At 37.9% G+C, this 19,823-nt stretch carries 15 protein-coding genes and 2 tRNA genes; 9 read left to right on the forward strand and 8 right to left on the reverse strand.

What is annotated here, in order from left to right; all coding sequences use genetic code 11:
• Positions 1 to 85 precede the first annotated feature (85 nt).
• The 5 genes from DNK85_RS00730 to DNK85_RS00750 form a co-directional block, all read right to left on the reverse strand.
• Positions 86 to 162: transfer RNA gene (locus tag DNK85_RS00730), tRNA-Asp, on the reverse strand.
• An 8-nt stretch (positions 163 to 170) separates the two neighbouring features.
• A tRNA-Thr gene (locus tag DNK85_RS00735) sits at positions 171 to 246 on the reverse strand.
• Between the two features lie 137 nt (positions 247 to 383).
• Entirely contained in the window at positions 384 to 1,889 is a 1,506-nt protein-coding gene (locus DNK85_RS00740; RefSeq protein ID WP_119327674.1) for a sodium:solute symporter family protein, read from the reverse strand.
• 52 nt (positions 1,890 to 1,941) lie between these two features.
• Positions 1,942 to 2,808 carry an N-acetylneuraminate lyase gene (locus tag DNK85_RS00745; RefSeq protein WP_119327675.1) on the reverse strand — a complete coding sequence of 289 codons (867 nt, stop codon included), beginning with the start codon at positions 2,806 to 2,808 and terminating at the stop codon, positions 1,942 to 1,944.
• Between the two features lie 95 nt (positions 2,809 to 2,903).
• Positions 2,904 to 3,905, reverse strand: a complete 1,002-nt coding sequence (locus DNK85_RS00750) for a substrate-binding domain-containing protein (protein WP_119327676.1) — start codon at positions 3,903 to 3,905, stop codon at positions 2,904 to 2,906.
• 326 nt (positions 3,906 to 4,231) lie between these two features.
• Between DNK85_RS00750 and kdpA the strand changes: the two genes are divergently transcribed.
• The 5 genes from kdpA to DNK85_RS00775 are packed head-to-tail and all read left to right on the forward strand — an operon-like array spanning position 4,232 to position 12,023.
• Positions 4,232 to 5,944, forward strand: coding sequence for a potassium-transporting ATPase subunit KdpA (gene kdpA / locus DNK85_RS00755; RefSeq protein ID WP_119327677.1), 1,713 nt, complete (start codon positions 4,232 to 4,234; stop codon positions 5,942 to 5,944).
• A 45-nt stretch (positions 5,945 to 5,989) separates the two neighbouring features.
• Positions 5,990 to 8,026: a potassium-transporting ATPase subunit KdpB gene (gene kdpB / locus DNK85_RS00760; RefSeq protein WP_119327678.1), complete on the forward strand. Its 2,037-nt coding sequence runs from the start codon at positions 5,990 to 5,992 to the stop codon at positions 8,024 to 8,026.
• Between the two features lie 10 nt (positions 8,027 to 8,036).
• Positions 8,037 to 8,594, forward strand: coding sequence for a potassium-transporting ATPase subunit KdpC (gene kdpC, locus DNK85_RS00765; protein WP_235842336.1), 558 nt, complete (start codon positions 8,037 to 8,039; stop codon positions 8,592 to 8,594).
• 32 nt (positions 8,595 to 8,626) lie between these two features.
• On the forward strand, positions 8,627 to 11,326 hold the full coding sequence (locus tag DNK85_RS00770) for an ATP-binding protein (RefSeq protein WP_119327679.1): 2,700 nt from the start codon (positions 8,627 to 8,629) through the stop codon (positions 11,324 to 11,326).
• Entirely contained in the window at positions 11,319 to 12,023 is a 705-nt protein-coding gene (locus tag DNK85_RS00775; RefSeq protein ID WP_119327680.1) for a response regulator transcription factor, read from the forward strand. The genes DNK85_RS00770 and DNK85_RS00775 overlap by 8 nt, the downstream gene beginning before the upstream one ends.
• 35 nt (positions 12,024 to 12,058) lie before the next feature.
• Here the strand turns inward: DNK85_RS00775 and DNK85_RS00780 are convergent, their stop codons facing one another.
• Positions 12,059 to 12,574, reverse strand: coding sequence for a cytochrome b (locus tag DNK85_RS00780; protein WP_119327681.1), 516 nt, complete (start codon positions 12,572 to 12,574; stop codon positions 12,059 to 12,061).
• Between the two features lie 146 nt (positions 12,575 to 12,720).
• Between DNK85_RS00780 and DNK85_RS00785 the strand changes: the two genes are divergently transcribed.
• From DNK85_RS00785 to lpxC, 4 genes are read left to right on the forward strand one after another with little or no spacing between them, the layout of a single operon-like run.
• On the forward strand, positions 12,721 to 13,512 hold the full coding sequence (locus tag DNK85_RS00785; RefSeq protein WP_119327682.1) for a hypothetical protein: 792 nt from the start codon (positions 12,721 to 12,723) through the stop codon (positions 13,510 to 13,512).
• A gap of 54 nt (positions 13,513 to 13,566) precedes the next feature.
• Positions 13,567 to 14,400, forward strand: coding sequence for a sulfite exporter TauE/SafE family protein (locus DNK85_RS00790; RefSeq protein ID WP_119327683.1), 834 nt, complete (start codon positions 13,567 to 13,569; stop codon positions 14,398 to 14,400).
• Positions 14,397 to 14,786: a DUF1634 domain-containing protein gene (locus tag DNK85_RS00795; protein ID WP_119327684.1), complete on the forward strand. Its 390-nt coding sequence runs from the start codon at positions 14,397 to 14,399 to the stop codon at positions 14,784 to 14,786. Before DNK85_RS00790 ends, DNK85_RS00795 begins: the two co-directional genes overlap by 4 nt.
• A gap of 32 nt (positions 14,787 to 14,818) precedes the next feature.
• Positions 14,819 to 15,679, forward strand: a complete 861-nt coding sequence (lpxC, locus tag DNK85_RS00800) for a UDP-3-O-acyl-N-acetylglucosamine deacetylase (RefSeq protein ID WP_235842337.1) — start codon at positions 14,819 to 14,821, stop codon at positions 15,677 to 15,679.
• Between the two features lie 227 nt (positions 15,680 to 15,906).
• On the opposite strand, the gene DNK85_RS00805 is transcribed toward lpxC, so the two are convergent.
• Positions 15,907 to 16,407 (reverse strand): PaaI family thioesterase, encoded by a 501-nt coding sequence (locus DNK85_RS00805; RefSeq protein ID WP_119327686.1) that lies wholly within the window; start codon positions 16,405 to 16,407, stop codon positions 15,907 to 15,909.
• Between the two features lie 361 nt (positions 16,408 to 16,768).
• The gene (locus DNK85_RS00810) at positions 16,769 to 19,774 is read right to left on the reverse strand and encodes an FAD-binding and (Fe-S)-binding domain-containing protein (RefSeq protein WP_119327687.1); all 3,006 of its coding nucleotides are present in this window, start codon (positions 19,772 to 19,774) and stop codon (positions 16,769 to 16,771) included.
• Positions 19,775 to 19,823 lie beyond the last annotated feature (49 nt).

Below are 19,823 nucleotides of genomic sequence, written 5' to 3' on the forward strand. Positions count from 1 at the left end.
TTAAAGTCTAACAGGTATTTTAATACATGCAAATTAAGCAATTATCTTAAGTGGGTGTATGTCTGAAAAAAACATCTAGATATCTTGGCGGAATGGACGGGACTCGAACCCGCGACCCCCTGCGTGACAGGCAGGTATTCTAACCAACTGAACTACCACTCCGCTTTTGATGGTGCCGACACCAGGACTTGAACCCGGAACCTGCCGATTACAAGTCGGCTGCTCTACCAGTTGAGCCATGTCGGCGACAGAAAGGAATTCTATAGATTTCCGATTAGATGTCAACGTCTAATTTTTAAAAATAATGAAATATTTGCTGTACCCATCACAAATCATGTTGTGGTGTTCGGTGTTGAGGAAGTTTTTGATTCCATGCTAGCTGTTTAGGTAATTTTGTTATTCACTATGGGCTCATCAACGGTTGCATATGTTAAGCCTGTCACTGTTTTGGATGTGCGAAAAATAAAACTCAGTAAATAACTTAAAAACACACTGGAGAGTACACCAACAAGTCCATAGTACATGAAATAAATCTCAGTTTGTTTCACAAAATAAAGAATAATAACACTGATGAGTACCGCACAAAATACGGCATTACCACTAACGCGCTTGGAGAATATACCGATAATAAACGCGCCTGCAATCGGTCCACCAAATAAGCCTAAAATGGACTGAAAGAAAATCTGTAGGTGTGCCTGATTGGTTATCGTCATATACAGCGCAATGAGGGTACCAATAACTCCAGCAATAATAATTACAAATCTTGCGATTAGTACGGCTGTTTTTTCTGATGTGTTTTTAAAAAAACGTTCGGTGATGTCGGTAACGAAACACGCAGATATACTGTTTAAGCTGCTTGAAATCGTTGATTGTGCTGCAGCAAAAACGGCAGCGATAATAAAGCCTGCAATGCCAATTGGCATTTGTGTCACAATAAAATAAGGTACGATAGAGTCAAGATTAAAACCCGCTGGTAAATCAGCACTATGCTGTTGATAGTAAATAAAAAGTAAGGTGCCCATGCCAAAGAAGATGAAAATAACTAAGAAAGCAAGTTTGGCATTTAAATAGATAGCTTTGTTTGTTTCATTAATATCTTTTGTTGCATTGTATCTTTGTACAACATCTTGACTACCAATATATTGATAAAGACTGTTAAAGATTCCCCCAATAAAGATACCAATAATTGTCGCATGGAATAGACTCAGATCAAAATTACTTCTTGTTAATAGCTTCCCCGTGGCAATAGCGTGGTATATTTCATGCCCGGGATTATGGATTTTAGCAATCAAGAAAACGATGATTAATAGCGCGCCGCCTAAGAGCAGAATGCCTTGAATAACATCAGCCCAAATAACGCCTTCTATCCCACCTAAAAAAGTATAGATAATACATAAAACACCAATGGAAACCGCTAAAAAAATAGGGTTGATATTGATTACAGATTCGAGAGCTAAAGTTGGTAAATACAGTACAATCGCAACACGGAAAATATGAAAGATCATAAACACAATACTGCCAAGTAAACGCATTTTGACATTAAAACGATATTCTAAATACTCATAAGCGCTCGTCACTTTAAGCTTTCTAAAGAAGGGTACAGCAAAAATCACCACAAGAGGTGCAATTGCAACAATAGCTAAGTTATTAAAACCTATTACCCAGTTTTGGCGATAAGCAAGTGCTGGAATTGACATAAAAGTGATCGCACTTAGTGTGGTTGCAAAGATACTAATGCCGACAGCCCAGCCTGGAACGCGACCTCCTGCCTTAAAGAAGTTATCTGTATCCTTGCCGCTACGCTTTGAGAAATAAATACCAACGACAAGCATGCCAAGTAAATATATGATCAACACGCAATAGTTGACTATGCCTAGCTCTATTTTCATGTTTACACTCCAGTGTTTAGTCTGCGATTTAGCTTTTGTAACGATTTAAGATTTAGAAATACTGTGCCTTGAGTTCTTTTAGCTCATTGCGTCTTTTATCATTGATCGATTTAAATGGTTTTTTGCATACCCCTGCACCTACACCATGAAGATTAAGCATTGTTTTAAGCGATTGAAAGAAGCTCTCTTTTAGCAAGCTAGAAATGATGTCATTGCATTCGTTTTGCAGTTTACGTGCTTGTTGTAATTGTCCGTTATCAACAGCTTCTAATATACCACGAGCGCGAGCGCAGTTGATGTTATAGGTGCTACCAATGGTGCCGTCAATCCCAATAGCTGCGCAGGGTAACAACAGTTCATCAAAACCGCAGTAGATCATCTTATTCGTAAACTGATGGCGCAATCGCTCTAATAAAAACAAATCAGCTGCGGTGAATTTCACCCCAATAACGTTTTTAATTGCAAAAAGTTCAGCAAATTGCTCAAGACTCATGTTTACGCCTGTGAGCATGGGAATACTATATATTACTAGTTTATTATTGATGGCATGTGCAATTGATTGATAGTAGTCTTTGACTTCAGCGAAATCAAATTTGTAATAAAATGGTGTCACAGCTGAAATTGCATCATAACCCAATTCAGTGGCATATTGCCCAAGTTCAATTGCTTCTTGCAGATTAGGTGAGCCGATTTGTGCAATCAAGGTGACTTTATTCTTAGTCTCGTCTTTGGTGATACTAAATACTTTTTTCTTTTCAGCAGTTGAGAGCATAAAGTTCTCGCCAGTACTACCGCCAACATATAAGCCGTCAACTTTTTGGACATCAATGTTAAAGCGAATAATTTCCCTTAGTCCACCTTCATCAATGTTGCCTTGTTCATCAAATGCCACCATAAGGGCTGAAAATATGCCTTTCATTTTTTTACCTCATTTTAATGTTTTGTGTTATTCATTTTTTGAATTTTATGATTTTCCATCGTAGTATTCGCACGAACATTATGGTGAAAAATTTTTTATGCTAAGTTTTCTTTATAAATAATCTCACTTTTGACTAATACGTTATGCTTAAAATCAAGATATTCACCATGTAGAGTCAAAAACAAATGTTTAGCGGCAAGATAGCTTTGTTCAATATGATTCTCTTTAACACTTGCTAAAATATATCCTTGTTTGATAAGTTGTTTGATACTGCTACTCATGCCATTACTTATAATGTACAAGTGAATATCAGGACGTTTTTTATTTACTGCAGTAACAATTTCTGCAAGATAGCGACTGCTGTAAATTGCTTTGACGTTATCGGTAAGATATTTATCTATGAGGATGTCAGTACTTTGCAAGATATGGTCAAAATAAATGGGACCCTCAGTAGAGATATTTCTTGTTTTAGCTTCGCTACAAAATCCTTGTAGGTATTGCTTAGAGGAAATGTTGTCGCTTTCAGTATCAAGTATCAGTACTTTTTCATTATCGCGTAGCAAGGGGGACAGAATATTTGCTGTGATTTTTCCTGACTTAACATAATTGCTACCAATATGTGCGATATGCTTTGAGATTGGGATGTCTAACGTCATAAATTTGATGTTGGCATTTTGTTGAATGATTTGATTCACTTGGTTTTTATGCTGTGGAATGATGATAATGCCGTCAGGAGACTCTTGCTCGATCGTCTTTTGCAATAGTTTGATCTGTTTATCAGGCGCATTGATATCTGTCTTAATAATCTTGAGAGAGAAATTGTAGTTTTTAAACTCATTTATGGCTTTTGTTAGACCGTTAATCATTTCTAAACAATAATCTTCATTGATTGATTCAATGAGGAAAGCATAAATTTTTTTAGGTGTCTTACTGGCTAATGAACTACCAATAAGATTTTTTTGATAACCTAGTTTTTTTGCCAGTGCAATAACCTTTTCACGCGTCTGAGGTTTAATGCTAGCATTACCTGCTAAGGCGCGTGCAACTGTTGTGCGTGATAAATGGAGTTGTTTGGCAATATCTTCTTGGGTGATCATATATTCTATTTCAATGTTCGCGTGAACATTAAGGTAAATCAATAAGTTGCACGTGTCAAATGTTTGTGTAAATTAAATACATTTTTATGTTTTACGTTACTTATTCGTTTTGTGTGGTGTATTAGGAATTTATATTTTTTTTATATTTCCCAACAAAAGTCCTATCGAATTTTTATTCTATCCACCAGTACAATTTAGCTTGAGCAATTATTGTCAACATTAAGCGAGGTGTTTCAGATGACAATATTTTCAGGTGTAGTAATGGCTGTATTAGCGATTTATATGATTATTGTTTTAATTTTCCCAGAGCAGTTTTAGGTAAAAGTATGTATCACAATATTTGGTTATTCATTATTTTTATTGGTGCAGTACTAGCTCTCACCAAGCCCTTAGGGGTATATATTTACAATGTTTATCATGGACGAAGAACGTTTTTAGATTGGTTTGCTTCACCACTTGAGCGTGGGTATAGCAAATTAATCGGTGCTAACCTTAATAAAGAGCAAAGCGCTAAACAGTATTTATTGAGTCTGTTCATGTTTTCAGCATTTGTGCTTTTGTTTGTATTTACTATGTTGATGCTGCAAGCCTTTTTGCCCTTAAACCCACAGCATATTGAGAATATGACCTGGCATCAGGCATTTAATACCGCAGTAAGCTTTATCTCAAATACCAATTGGCAGAGCTATTCCGGTGAAACTGGTGTCAGTTACTTATCACAGATGTCAGCATTAGCTGTGCAAAATTTTGTGTCAGCAGCAGTGGGGATATCGGTGGCTATCGCTTTATTTCGTGGCATTGCGAGAAGTAATGAAGCAACGATTGGTAATTTCTGGTCAGATTTGGGCAAGGCGATTTTTTGGATCTTATTACCGCTTTGTATCGTCATTACGATGGTTTATATATTGCAAGGGGTGCCACAAAATTTAATGTATTACGTGCATGTGCACACCTTATCAGGCGCTGAACAAATTATCCCGCAAGGTCCTGTGGCATCACAAGAGGCGATTAAATCACTTGGGACTAATGGTGGTGGTTTTTTTAATGCTAATTCGGCACATCCTTATGAAAACCCGACGGCATTAACCAATTTTATTCAAGTATTAAGTATCTTTGCCATTGGCGCTGCGTTGACCTATACCTTTGGTAAATGGGTAGGAAACACCAAACAAGGTTGGTTCATTTTGTCGGTGATGGGCGTGTTATTTATAACCTCATTAACTGTAATGACTTATGCTGAATTAAAAGGCATGCCAAATCCACAGAGTGCACATATTGCTGATATCTATGGACAGTCTGGGCATTTAGCTAATCTTGAAGGTAAAGAGATGCGCTTTGGCATTTTCCAATCGACGCTTTATAACACGGTGTCAACATCAGCTTCAGACGGTGGTGTCAATAGCATGTTGGATAGCTACACACCGATTGGTGGAGCAGTAGCATTGGTCAATATGGCGCTTGGTGAAATTATTATCGGTGGTGTTGGCACGGGGATGTATGGCTTTTTACTATTTATGTTATTAAGCGTTTTTATTGCATCATTAATGGTTGGAAGGATCCCAAGTTTACTAGGTAAACGCATTGAAGGCACACAAATGAAGTGGGTGATGCTTGGTGTGCTTATCTCTCCATGTTGTGTGCTTGTATTTACTGCAATTGCTGCCGTGTTACCAAGTACTTATGCAAGTCTTACTAATACAGGTGCACACGGTTTTAGCGAGATCTTATATGCTTACACGTCTGCGGCTAATAATAATGGTAGCGCGTTTACGGGCTTAAATGCCAATACATTATTTTTTAATGTCACCCTTGGTATAGCAATGTTATTAGGGCGCTTTGTGACTATTGCTGCGGTGATTATGCTTGCAGGCAGCTTGGTTGCAACAAAACGTGCCACGGATCAAGCCGGTTATAGCTTACTGTCAACAACAAGTGTTTTATTTGGCGTATTGGTGTTATTTACCATTTTGATCGTCGGAGGTCTTACTATTTTTCCGGCGTTGTCACTGGGGCCGATTCTTGATTATGTTACGTTTTAATCTTTTAGATCATTGATATTTTTTTATAGTTTGGAGTTTATGAAAATGGCACATCAAAATGGATCAATCTTTTCAAAAGCATTAATCATGCCGGCGATTAAAGCGGCATTTATAAAGTGTAATCCTAAAGAGATGTATCGCAATCCGGTGATGTTTTGTGTTTATGTCGTCACGATTCTATGTTCACTATATCTAGTGCAAGCTTTTATTAGTGGTAAAGAGATTGGCTTTACATTGCAAATCACTTTATGGTTATGGATAACCCTGTTATTTGCCAATTTTGCTGAGAGTATTGCCGAGGGTAAAGGCAAGGCGCAAGCAGATAGTCTACGTGCCACGAAATCACAATTAAGTGCCAGGCGTTATAATGAGAGTGGTGAGATTGAAGTGCTTGCTGCTGAGTTATTACGTGCAGGTGATATTGTCTTGGTGCAAACCGATGATTTTATGCCGGCAGATGGTGAGGTGATCGAAGGCATTGCGACTATTGACGAGTCGGCAATTACCGGAGAGTCGCAACCGGTTGTCAGAGAAGCAGGCTCTGATAGCTCAGCCGTCACGGCAGGCACTAGAGTAATTTCTGATGAAATCAAAATTCGTGTTACCTCTAATCCAGGTGAGAGCTTTTTGGATAAGATGATTTCTTTGGTAGAAAATGCCAAGCGTTTAAAAACGCCGAATGAAATTGCTTTAACGATTTTATTATCAGGGTTGACGTTGATTTTTATCATTGCTGTTTGTTCATTATATGAAATGGCGCAATTTAGTCATGTAACACTATCTGTTGTTGTATTGATTGCTTTATTTGTGACTTTGATTCCAACAACGATTGCAGGGTTATTGTCCGCGATTGGTATCTCGGGGATGGATCGCTTGATGAAAACCAATGTTGTTGCACTTTCTGGGCGTGCTGTCGAGGCTTCGGGAAATATTGATGTATTGCTGTTGGATAAAACCGGTACGATCACACTGGGCAATCGATTTGCCACAGCGTTTTTAGTCATTAATGGTGTTAGTGAACGTGACTTAGCCTATGCCGCATGGTTGTCATCATTAGCCGATGAGACGCCAGAGGGTAAGTCTATTGTCAAGCTTGCCGAAAAACGCTTTGGCTTTAAGCGTGAAGATATTGATTTAGCTCACGCGCAGATGATTCCATTTTCAGCCTATACGCGGATGAGTGGGATTGATTATAACGCGTTTAATATTCGTAAAGGTGCGGTAAGTGCCATTACCAAGCATTTGGGTAATCACTTGCCAGATACCGTAAGTCCTAGCTTTATCTTGATGGTTGAACGTATTGCTGAAGAAGGGGGGACACCATTGGCAGTTTGTCAAAATAGTGAATTATTGGGTGTGATTTATCTTAAAGACGTGATTAAACCCGCGATAAAAGAGAAGTTTGATGAGTTAAGAAAAATGGGGATTAAAACGGTGATGATCACGGGGGACAATCCTTTAACCGCAGCGGCAATTGCTGCTGAAGCTGGCGTTGATGACTTTATCGCACAAGCTTCACCGCAAGATAAACTGGACTACATCAAAAAGGTGCAAAAAGAAGGCAAAACAGTGGCAATGTGTGGCGATGGTACCAATGATGCGCCAGCTTTAGCACAAGCCGATGTAGGGGTTGCGATGGCAAGTGGCACAACCGCAGCACGTGAGGCGGGCAATATGGTGGATTTGGATTCAGACCCTAAAAAGCTGATTGATATCGTGCGCATTGGTAAGCAGATTCTGGTGACGCGTGGCGCGTTGACAACCTTTAGTATCACCAATGACGTTGCTAAGTATTTTGCGATTATTCCTGCGTTATTTGTGACAAGTTTCCCAAGCTTAAATGCACTTAATATCATGCATTTACATTCACCGGTGAGTGCCATCTTATCGGCAGTGATCTTCAATGCCCTCATTATCGTATTTTTGATTCCGATGGCATTGGTTGGTGTTAAAAATGTTAGTATTAGTGCACATAAGCTTCTTAAAAGAAATTTATTACTATACGGCTTAGGTGGCATTTTAGTGCCATTTATCGGCATTAAATTAATCGATATGATCATCACAGCCGTGGGCTTAGTATAGGAGAATGGTTATGTTTTATGAAATGCGTCGTGGATTTATAGCAATGCTCTTTTTCACGATTATCTTAGGTATTTTTTATCCATTACTTATGACTGGTATTGGTTTTGTCCTTGCTAAAGATCAAGCGCAGGGGTCATTGATTAAATACAATGGGCAGATTATCGGCTCAAGCCTGATTGGACAAAATTTTGCGGATAATTTATTTCAATCTCGACCATCAGCAAATAACTATGATGGGCTTGCCTCAGGTGGTACGAGTATGGCACTTAATAATGTAAATTTAGTTAAAAGTGTACAGGCGCGAATCGAGGGTTTACAGCAAAAATATGGCAATAGCAAAATACCAGCTGATTTAGTATTTGCCTCAGGCAGTGGTTTAGATCCAGATATTTCATTGATGGCAGCTAAGTATCAAGCGCCATATATCGCCAAGGTCAATCATTTATCGGTTGCTGAAGTTACTCAACTGATTGATGATAATACAGAGCATCATCTATTTAATCCAGCGACGGTTAATGTGCTTAAATTAAACTTAGCACTGCAAACATTTAAACAAAAGTTGGGTTAAACTATTCCATATGCTGTTTAGGGGAAAATCCTATGTCAAATGAGTACATCAAGCCTCATGGAAATCCCAAAGGTCACAAAGTCGATGCTTTGTTAAATCTTGCAAATAAGTCGGTAAAATCTAGGCGTGGGCGATTAAAGATTTTTTTAGGGGCTGCTCCTGGCGTGGGTAAAACCTATGCGATGTTGACGCGTGCCCAAGAACTCAAACACACAGGGCATGATGTGGCTATCGGTTTGGTGGTAACACATGGACGCAAAGAGACGGAAGACCTAGTTAGCGGTCTTGAGCAAATTCCGCTAAAAGCAATATCTTATAAAGGCAAAGTATTTAATGAGCTTGATGTTGATGCGATTATCCAGCGTAAGCCAGAAACGGTGATCATAGATGAATTGCCGCATAAAAATCTTGCAACGGAACGTAACAAAAAGCGCTATTTAGACATTATTGAAATTCTAGAAGCAGGGATTAATGTTTATACTGCGATTAATATCCAGCATATTGCAAGTCTCAGCCATGAAGTCGAGGAGATTACTCAGGTAACGATTGAAGAAACTGTTCCTGATAGTTTTATTCAGTCTGCAGATGAGCTGATGATTGTTGATATCACGCCTGAAGAGCTTATTAAACGCTTAAATGAGGGGCGTGTATATCATCATGAAATGGCAAAGCGTGCCTTATCACGCTATTTCCAATATACCAATCTTGCGATACTTAGAGATTATGCGCTACGTTTAGCCGCTTCGCATGTTGGTGAAGATGTGCGCTCATATAAAAAGCTCTATGACCCATATGCTAATATTGCCGCATCCCCTTGTGTTCTAGTTTGTTGTGCTTATGATGCGTCAACGCCAAGGCTGCTTAGAAAAGGAAAACAGCTTGCCACGATCGCGAATGCGCGATTATTAGCGATATTTATCCACAATCCACAAAAGCAACTATCGCGTGTTAAATTACGAGAAATTAGGCGTTATAAAACATTGGCACTTGAGTTGGGTTATCAATTAGAACATATCTCAGGTGGTAGTCTATCAAAAGCGATTATTCGCTATGCTAATGATCACAATGTCACTGATATTGTAATTGGTAAATCAAAGCGTGCTAAGTGGCTGGATTGGTTGTTGGGTTCAGTTGTTTATGATGTTATTCGTCATAGTGAGCATAAGCAGGTTCATGTGGTCAGTACGCACAAAGCACGAGTTTCTGATCTTTTTTTACGATTCAAAGAAGCTAAACAAAGAGGCACTGCAACATGGCTGAATATAATTAAAGCCTTAGCAATTACATTTGTGGCAGGGCTTTTTATATTCTTTGGGATGAATTTTGTCGGTTTATCTGGGCAGTCGCTTATTTTGGTACTAGTTTTGATATTATGCGCTTATCGTTATGGACTTAAAGCGTCGATTGCTTCGTCAATTCTAAGCTTTGTGATGTACATGTATATGTATTTGACCCCTAATTTTAAATTTACGATTGGTACCTTTTCGCAAGTGATCACCTTTATTATATTTATGTTGGTTGTGCTGGTCGTCAGTCAATTAACTGCGCGTATGCGTCACTCATTAAAGGCGTTACGTTCACGTGAAAAAACGTTATCAATGCTTTATAAATTTTCAAATGAAATTACGATCAAGCAAAAAGATCAGTCATTTTATCAGCGATTTTTGGCAGCATTAGCACAATACTTTGATTATGAGTTTGCGTTTATCGTTGCTGATGATCACAAAGTATATGAAATAATTCCTAATTCATGCCAATTCAGTGATAAAGAGCATGCAGCAATGCATTGGTGTTGGAGTAATAAAACAGCCTGTGGTAAAAGCACGCAAACCTTCAGCGCATTACCGTGGTATTTTGAGCCATTAATTGTCGATGAGCGCATGCTTGGCATTATTGCTATTTGTGTGAAGTTTGAATATAAAGTTGAAGCTTTTTTATTTGATCAGATATTGATAAAAACGATGCTATCACATGTTGCCAATGCGTTGCTACAGCAGCGTTTATTGCAACAAGAACAGGAAGCTATGATTTTGAAAGAACAAGAGAAACTACAAAAAACACTCCTATCATCAGTGTCACACGATTTAAAGACACCGTTGGCATCAATCACGGGGGCGTTATCCAGTGTGTTAAGTTATGAGAAGATGTTTTCCAAAGAAGATAAAGCTGAGATGTTGGATCTTGCTTTAGAAGAAAGCAGGCGCTTAGATCAATATATCGATCATATTTTACAGATGCTGAAGTTTAGCGCAGGTGTCACCATTAATAAGCAAAGCGTGCATCTAAACACATTAATCAATCAGGGGTTTGCTATTGCTGAAAAGCGCTTTGCAAGTCATCAGTTTGAGCTGCAATGCATGAATAAAGCACTTTTTATCAATGGGGACTCAATGTTGATAGATCAAGTTTTGACTAATCTTATTGCCAATGCCGTCAAGTTTAGTGCTGAAAATAGTAAGATCACAATACGTTTGAAGTTGGTGAGTGCTTGGGCAGTTATTGAAGTGAGTGATCAAGGTATTGGACTTAAGCCTGCAGAGTTGGAGAGTGTATTTTCAATTTTCCATCGACTCAAAAAATCAGATAGTTATACTAAAGGGCATGGACTTGGTCTTGCCATTTGTAAAGATATTATTAGCGCTCATCATGGTGAGATTTATGCTATCAGTGAAGGGACTAATAAAGGCAGTACATTTGTTGTTAAATTACCCATAGTGAATCCACATGAATAAGAAAATATTATTGATTGATGATGAAGCACAAATTCGTAAATTCTTAAAAAAGACCTTACTAGTGCTGGGTTATGATGTGTATGATGCAGTGAGTGCTGAGCATGCCACAGATGTTTTAAACCAACAACATCCTGATCTTATTTTATTAGATTTAGGGTTGCCTGATCAGGATGGCCAAAACTGGTTGGCAAATCTAAGGGTTAAGCACATGCATGTGCCGGTAATTGTCGTATCTGCTAGAAGTGATAGTGATGAAGTGGTCAAAGCACTTGAGAATGGTGCCAATGATTATGTTAGAAAACCGTTTGATATGCCTGAGCTAGTTGCACGTATTAAGCGCAACCTTGATCTTATCGACTCTTTTAAAACAGAAGGTAAAAAATCAGAGGCTGTTTATCAATTTGAAAATATGCGTGTTAATATCGCCGATCATCGTGTGATGATCAATGATGAAGTGATTCACCTATCGAAAAAAGAGTTTCTATTATTGAGTGTGTTTTGCCAGAATGCTGGAAAATTATTGACGCAAAATCAAATCTTGCAGCAGATATGGGGTGAGTATTTTGCCGATGAGGTACAGTATTTGCGTATCTATGTCGGACAATTACGGAAAAAGCTCGCCGCCTGCACTAAGCAGCCATTAATTACCACAGAGTCAGGGGTGGGTTATCGCTTTACCAAAGCAGATGTTTGTTAATACGTAAAATATAAATGGAACAGCTATAGTTTGACTTATAACATCTTTTTAACAATCCCATCTTTAGCAATATACTTATGATAGAGTGCCGCTAAAATATGCAGCACAACAAGTGCCAGTAGGATGTAGGCAACCCAAGGATGCCAGCTGAAGATTTCACGACCAAGCTCTGGATTTCGTGGTAACAATATAGGCACATTAAACCAATAGAAAAATTGCCATTGACTTTGGAATAACTGCGAAGCAATAAGTCCTGTCATTGCCATGCAAAACACACAAAGATAAAGACCGATGTGTACAAGTTTGGCTACAAAAATATGTAAAGGTGACATGGCTTTTGGGTAAGGGATTTTCTTTGATAATAAACGGGTAATGAGTAGCAGAATAATCAATATGGCTAAAGATAAACCAATCGATTTATGTATGGTCATAAAAAATGCGCCATTGAGTTTAGCAAACAAACCATCAAAGAAAAAACCAATAAATAATTGTAAGATTACACCAATAGCAATCAGTAAGTGAAACAGCCGTATTAGAAAATTATATTTCATTTTTTTAAAATCCTTATCAAGTCATTTTCCTAATTTGTATTGCTGTAGTATAAACAAAAAATCATAAATCACCATCAACTGCTAGGCGATGCTCGAAATAATTTCTATACTTAGCATTGGCATTGATAAATAAGGACTAAGCTGCAATGAAAAAGTTATTTGGTTCATTAAATAATAAAGCATCAGATCAAGCGTCTGATTCAAAGATAGAAGATGATGCGTTTGATACTGAAGTATCAAATCAGAAAAAGGGCAAAACGCCACTAACAAAACAGCAAAAGCTAATGGTGTTAGGTGGTGTAGGTATTGCGTGTATATTGGTATTTCAATTGTTTATCATCAGTAATCAAAAAGAAATCCAAGCACATCAAAAAGTGCTGCAGTCTCATATCGAGGAGCAAGCAGGTACCATTAGAAATACCCTATCAAACATTATTCATACGGAAGCTGAGCAGGTGCGAAAGTCTGCTGATGTCAAAATTGCTGAGCTAAAGCAGATGGTTTTAAACAGCAATACTGAAGCGGTAACACAGTTACAGCAAATACAAATGAAAATAGATGAAATTCAAAAGCAGACCAAAAGCTTAGATAAAGTCAGTGATAATTTGGTAAAACAATTTTCAGCTAAGTTGGCACAAGTAAGTGCCAACAATGCATCAAATGATAAAAGCGTTAATATACAACCGATCATCACAATGCCGAAAACGGCAGATAAAACAGCAACAAATTATAAAATTTATTCTGCTAATAGCTATGGCTTAGTACTGCAAGCAAGCAATGGTACGTTCACTATTGCCAATATTGGCAAAGTGTTACCTGGCTTAGGTGAAATCACGTCAATAACTGCAAATGAAGTCATTGCTGGTGATTATAGAATTATCAGTGATCCAAAGGGGTTTAAACTGGATGAATCAGCCGCCATTTCGGCATACCAATAATGACTATTTATCATAAAGATGTCGTGCACAGTGTAATCTTATAGAGACATAAAGATGGAGCTTATTGTATTTGAACTTGTTGTTATAGCTGCTTCAATGTTTGCCGGAGTTCTTGGTGCATTGGCTGGTCTTGGTGGTGGCGTGATAATCACGCCATTTTTGGTGCTAGGATTTGGTATTGATATTCGTTACGCAATGGGAGCGGCATTAACATCGGTGATTGCCACTTCGTCAGGGGCAGCGATTTCCTATCTTAAGGATGGGATAAGCAATATCCGTATTAGTATGTTTTTGTCAGTAGCAACAACGATCGGTGCGATCTGTGGTGCAAGCCTTGCTGTCGTCATAAATAAAGATATATTGTCACTTATTTTTGGTATTATGCTACTTTTAAACATTATGATTTCATTGTTGAACAAGCCAAAAAATGCAGTCATTGAATCCAGTAAACTTGCACAAAAATTACAACTTCCAGATACTTATCAAATAAAAGACAAAATAGCATCTTATGCAGTGGTTGGTGTAATTCCTGGGTTTGTCGTTATGTGGATTGCTGGTGTATTATCAGGACTTTTAGGAATTGGTTCAGGTGCTTTTAAAGTCTTGGGAATGGATCAAATTATGAAAATCCCTTTTAAAGTGACCACCGCGACCAGTAATTTTATGATTGGCATTACAGCCGCGGCAAGTGTTGGTATTTATCTTAAAGCCGGCTATATCGAACCATTATTTGCAGCTCCGGTTGCATTAGGTGTTTTCGTAGGGGCATTTTTGGGTGCCAAGCTATTGCCTATTATTCCAGTGAAAACCTTAAAGACAGTATTTTTGGTACTGATTGCTATTATTGGTGTGCAAATGATCTTAAATGGCTTAGGGGTTCGCTTATGACAGAAAATACAAATAAGTCGAAAAAAACGCAGTCAGCCATGATTGTCATGGTGATGATGGTGTCGATTATTATTTCTATCGCAGTGGTTTTTGTTGCTGAAGTGCTCTATCTTATTAATCATGATGGAATTATGCATTTATCTCATGTTTTCCACGGTGAGCCTAAACACTTAGAAGATATCAATTTAATTATCTCAACAGCATTTCACGGTAGTCTTAAATCATTATTGCAATTAGGTGTATTACTTATTTTAATCAACCCTATCGTACGTGTCGCAATTACCGCTTATAGCTTTAAGCGCGAGCACAATAAGTGCTATGTTGTAATTAGTTTAATTGTGTTGATAGTGTTATTAATTAGCTTTTTTAGCCCGGATTTTATATAGTCTTTATCATTGCCAAAAGCATGGAGGAAAATGTGCTGCAACACACGATTAATAACAATATTGAAATTCAAGGTATTGGCTTGCATTCAGGGGTTAATGTGAATATGCGCCTGTTACCTGCAGATGTTGATCAGGGAATTGTTTTTCGTCGTACTGATTTAGCAGTAGTGCATGATATTAAAATTACACCGTTTAATATCACTGAAGCAGTAATGTGTACATTGCTTGTCTCTCCTGATGATAAAACCATAACTGTCTCAACGATTGAACATTTGATGTCGGCTTTATGCATGTTTGAGATTGATAATGTGGTAATTGAAATCGATGCGCCAGAGTTACCGGTAATGGATGGTAGTAGTATTAGCTTTGTTCAAGAGTTGCAAAAAACAGGTGTTAAAGCACAAGATAAAAAACGTCAAGTTATCAAGGTGTTAAAGCCCATACGCGTAAGCGAAGAGGATAAGTTTGCAGAGATTTTGCCCTGTAAACAGACAAGCTATCGCTTTGAAATTAAATGGGATCACCCAGTGATTGCAGCAACTCCTCTTGTTGTTGAGTTTTCAGGTGATAAACATGAGTATATAGAATATGTTGCCAAAGCACGTACCTTTGGTTTTGTTGAACAGCTTGATTATTTGCATGCGAATCATCTAGCAAAAGGTGCCTCGCTTGATAATGCCGTAGGTATCACCAATGAAGGCATAGCAAATCCTGAAGGCCTAAGATACCCAGATGAGTTTGTTAAACATAAACTGCTTGATGCAATTGGTGATTTTTATGTTGGTGGTGCTATTTTGGGACATTTTAATTGTTATAAATCAGGACATACTTTAAATAACAAACTTTTAAGAGCTTTATTTGCAGATAAAAGTGCATGGAAGCTGCTTAATTAATCAGTCTGTAGAATAAACGCAATGAATATAAGCTCTGTTATGTTGAATATCTCTATGTTTTTAAAGCGGTTATTGCGTTAAATTTAGTTTTGGAAGTGGCTAAATTGCTTAATATAATCAATCAACTGTAAGTGTAGTATTCAGAATCATTTAGAAAAATTGATTATTATATTTCACTCTCAGGATGAGAATTGTGTGGTGATTGTCAAAGACTTGTAATTATTTGGTTATATCGTTTTAAAGAAATTTTCTAATTGATCATAATCCTCTGGAGATATAATCTCCATCATCCTTGCTCTTCTGGGACTTAAAGTAATGAGCTTTGCAGTAGATGAAACATATATCTTATCTTGATTATCTAGAATTTCTGACTCAACAATTATGGATTTATTTTGTTCATCAATTATCTTTCCTGTTACTGTGTATTCATCTGACATAACAATAGGTGCATGATATTTAATCTCAAATGTAGATGTTACACACATCATTTTTTTTGAAAACATAACTATCCAGCCAGAAATTTCATCTAAGATGGTAGCTGAAATTCCGCCGTGTATTATTTTACCCCAGCTAACATGATGAGGATTCGGTTTGTAAAAACTAAACATTTTTCTGTTTGAGTCTAAATAAAATTCCAATTTCAAGCCTAAGTGATTGTTTGGACTACAACCAAAACAAGCTCTTTCTAAGGGAAAATTAACTTTAGTAAGATCTGATTTCTTAATCATTAATGAGATTTCCTATTCGAAAAATTTGACTGTTTTCAACCGATAAATTCAAAGAGTCTGTGTGTTTTATTTTTCCCTGACCCATATCATTAGTTATTGTATTACACTTGATAATTTCATTTGCCTGTATTGTACATTAGTTTATGTTGAAATCAACGTTGTGACCTCATATAGGCCAAGTATAATAAAAGAACTTGATAGGAGTGTTTAGATATTCACTTATTCACTTGAAAATTTACTCAAATGACATCATTTGCATCAACGCTAAAGCAGTATATCTAGTGCTAACTTTGATTTTAAGGAGAAAATGAAAATGAGCAGAAATAGCACAGTACAACGTAGTTTTTTTGGTTCACAGAACCTAATTGATCAATTCTAGAAGAAGAGCAGCAGGGTGTTGTAATTGTTTGTGACTAAAACGTTTAACCTGACAGCGACAAGAGAAGCCAGTGGCAAGATATTGCTTGCTTTGACTGTTCACATCTATTTTCTTTTGCCAGCTTGAAGCATAAATCTCTTTGGATAATGCAAGGTTATCTTTTTCATGTCCAAAAGTGCCTGCCATGCCACAGCAACCAACTTTTTCAATCATGAGCTTAGCGCCAAAGGCTTTAAATATTTTTTGCCAGTGAAGCATCGATACTGCGGCAAGTGCGCGCTCTGAGCAGTGGGCTAGTAAAGACAATGTTGTCGCATGATCTTTGGCTGTAATATTTATGGTTGGCAGCTGTTTAACAAGCCATTCTTGTAATAGTTCAACTTTAAATTGCACTTGGTCTTTTAACACCGTGCGATATTCATCACGATAAACCAAGGTCATGCTTGGATCAATGCCTATGAGTGGAACATTTAAACGAGCAATTTGATTATAAAAGGCAGTAGCACGTGCAGCCTTTTTGTGGAAGTGAGCTAAAAACCCTTTAACGTGTGCAGCCTTGCCATTTTCATAAAAGGGCAATACAAAAACATAGAAGCCCAATTTTGTCAATAAATCATATACTGCCAAGACAACCTCAGCGTTGTAAAAGCTAGTAAACGCATCTTGAACAATACAGACTATTTTGTGTGTGTTACGCACTTTTTGGGCTTTCAAGTTTTCAATACTAAAATTGGGTGCATTGCGTTTTCTAAGACCTGCTTTTAGTGTTTCCTTAGAAAGCAGAGGTGCGTCAACAAGCTTAAGTTTATTTTCTAACCAATACTTTATAACAGGCATTGATTGCACTGAGTTTATTAAAGAAGGGCAGAAGCTTTGCCATTTAGCTGTTTGCTCTACATATTTAACCGCATAGTCCTTTAATGGGCGCCTGTAGCGTTTGTGGTATTCTGCTAAAAACATCGGTTTCATCGATGGAATATCTACCTTAATTGGGCAAGCGGTTGCACATGCTTTGCAACCTAAGCATTTATCAAGCGATTGATAGACCTCGTAAGAGAAGTCATTCTTATTGACGTTCTGTTTTTTACTGGATGAATCAACAGAAAATGGATTGGGTTGATAGTCTTTTTCAGCAAGTTGTTTTAACCATTCACGTAAAAGCGCGGTACGCCCTTTGGGTGAGTATACCCAGTTATGTGACACTTTTGCTGATGGACACATCACTTGATCAGGATGGTAATTTAAGCAAGCGGCATTGCCATTACAATCAAATGCGCCAGAGAATAGCTTTTGGGTGTTGCTATCAACCTTGGCATCTTCGGTGCCGCGAAAGGGACCATTGACTTTAACCAGTTCATCATTGCTGGCAAAAGGCACAACAATTTTACCTGGATTTAGTTTGTTATATGGATCAAATGCTTTTTTAATCTTCTGTAAAGAAGTATGTAGCTCGTCACCAAAGTAGTCTTTGACATACTCACTTCTAAAGCCTTTGCCATGCTCTGACCAATAAACGCCACCGTATTTTTTAACAAGATCATTGACCTCTTTGGTTAATTTGACAACCAGCGCTTGATCTTTCGGGTCGTTCATATCCAAAGCTGGGCGCATATGCAAGCAGCCAACATCAACGTGACCAAACATCCCATAACGCAGATTGTAACTATCCAAAAGTGCTCTTAGTTCAACAATGTAATCAGCAAGGTTTTCAGGTGGGACAGCGGTATCCTCCATAAATGGAATCGGTTTTTTAGAACCTTTCATTGCCCCCAATAAGCCAACACCTTTTTTGCGCAGCTCCCATAATACAGCCATTTCATCACTATCAGTCGCAAGATAAAAACGACGTTCTTGCTTGTCTAAATATTCTTGAGCTTGCTGTGTTAAAGTACTAAGTTCTTCTTTGCTATGGGCAATAAACTCAATCAGATTAATTGCGGCAATTTCATGATTAGCATGCACTTCAAGCATAGGGCGAATTTGTGGGTAAATCTCATCTTCTTTGGCAATTTTAAGAATATTATCATCGATGGTTTCGATTGCCGCAGGGTTTAAGCTTAATAGGCTTTTGGCATCGCGTAACGCCAGATCAAAGTCACTATAGCTAATGGCGAATAAGATTTTATGACTTGGAATGGCGGTGAGTTTTAGTTTAAGCTTGGTAATAAATGCCAGTGTGCCTTCAGCGCCTGAAATCAGATAATTAAGATTGATACGATGTTCATGTGGATCATAGCACTTAGCAAGATTGTAACCTGTCATAAAGCGATCAAGCTTTGGAAATTGTGCGGTGATTTTGTCATATTGGCCAATGACTTCTGTTGCCACTGATTGATAAATATCTGCTAATAGCCCATTACGCTTGCTGTGTTTGGCAATAAGTGCATTTAGGTTATTTGCGTCTATTTTTTCAAATGACACACCCTCGCCGTCACTTAGTACGCACTCTAATTCCAGTAAGTGTTCACTGGTGCGTCCATAAATGCGTGATCCTTTTCCACAGGCATCTGTGCTTGCCATGCCACCGATCGTAGCGCGATTACTTGGTGATAAATTAGGTGCGAAAAACACCTGATGTGGTGCAAGCGCCTCGTTGAGCTGATCTAGTACAACACCAGGCTCAACGATAACATAATTTTCTTCTAGATTAATCTTTATAATATTATTCATATAGCGACTGGTATCGATAATGACGCCAGAAGTTAGCGATTGGCCATTGGTGCCAGTTCCTGCGCCGCGCGCGCTAAACTTTAGTGTTTGGTAGTCTTTGCTATTTGCCAAGGTGAAAATTTTCAGAACATCGGCGTGTTCTTTGGGAAACAACACAAGCTCTGGGATTACCTGGTAAATACTGTTATCAATTGAACTGCTGATCCGGGTGGCATAGTCGTGCTGTATGTCACCTTGAAAGCCTGAGTTAGTTAGGTCTTTCGTAAACTGTTGGCAGTTGCTATGTTCGGTAGAAAATTTATCAAGAATAGGCAACATCACGTGACTGTAGATATATATTTTTATTGCATTAGTATCCTGCCAAGTA

Origin of the sequence: Cysteiniphilum halobium, from assembly GCF_003574425.1 — a bacterium.
Classification (GTDB): Bacteria; Pseudomonadota; Gammaproteobacteria; order Francisellales; family Francisellaceae; genus Caedibacter; species Caedibacter halobius.

Bases quoted from the DNA above. Each gene is read 5' to 3' on its own strand.
- DNK85_RS00740 (WP_119327674.1), bottom strand. From the start codon at position 1,889: ATGAAAATAGAGCTAGGCATAGTCAACTATTGCGTGTTGATCATATAT.
- DNK85_RS00745 (WP_119327675.1), bottom strand. From the start codon at position 2,808: ATGAAAGGCATATTTTCAGCCCTTATGGTGGCATTTGATGAACAAGGC.
- DNK85_RS00750 (WP_119327676.1), bottom strand. From the start codon at position 3,905: ATGATCACCCAAGAAGATATTGCCAAACAACTCCATTTATCACGCACA.
- kdpA (WP_119327677.1), top strand. From the start codon at position 4,232: ATGTATCACAATATTTGGTTATTCATTATTTTTATTGGTGCAGTACTA.
- kdpB (WP_119327678.1), top strand. From the start codon at position 5,990: ATGGCACATCAAAATGGATCAATCTTTTCAAAAGCATTAATCATGCCG.
- kdpC (WP_235842336.1), top strand. From the start codon at position 8,037: ATGTTTTATGAAATGCGTCGTGGATTTATAGCAATGCTCTTTTTCACG.
- DNK85_RS00770 (WP_119327679.1), top strand. From the start codon at position 8,627: ATGTCAAATGAGTACATCAAGCCTCATGGAAATCCCAAAGGTCACAAA.
- DNK85_RS00775 (WP_119327680.1), top strand. From the start codon at position 11,319: ATGAATAAGAAAATATTATTGATTGATGATGAAGCACAAATTCGTAAA.
- DNK85_RS00780 (WP_119327681.1), bottom strand. From the start codon at position 12,574: ATGAAATATAATTTTCTAATACGGCTGTTTCACTTACTGATTGCTATT.
- DNK85_RS00785 (WP_119327682.1), top strand. From the start codon at position 12,721: ATGAAAAAGTTATTTGGTTCATTAAATAATAAAGCATCAGATCAAGCG.
- DNK85_RS00790 (WP_119327683.1), top strand. From the start codon at position 13,567: ATGGAGCTTATTGTATTTGAACTTGTTGTTATAGCTGCTTCAATGTTT.
- DNK85_RS00795 (WP_119327684.1), top strand. From the start codon at position 14,397: ATGACAGAAAATACAAATAAGTCGAAAAAAACGCAGTCAGCCATGATT.
- DNK85_RS00805 (WP_119327686.1), bottom strand. From the start codon at position 16,407: ATGATTAAGAAATCAGATCTTACTAAAGTTAATTTTCCCTTAGAAAGA.
- DNK85_RS00810 (WP_119327687.1), bottom strand. From the start codon at position 19,774: ATGTTGCCTATTCTTGATAAATTTTCTACCGAACATAGCAACTGCCAA.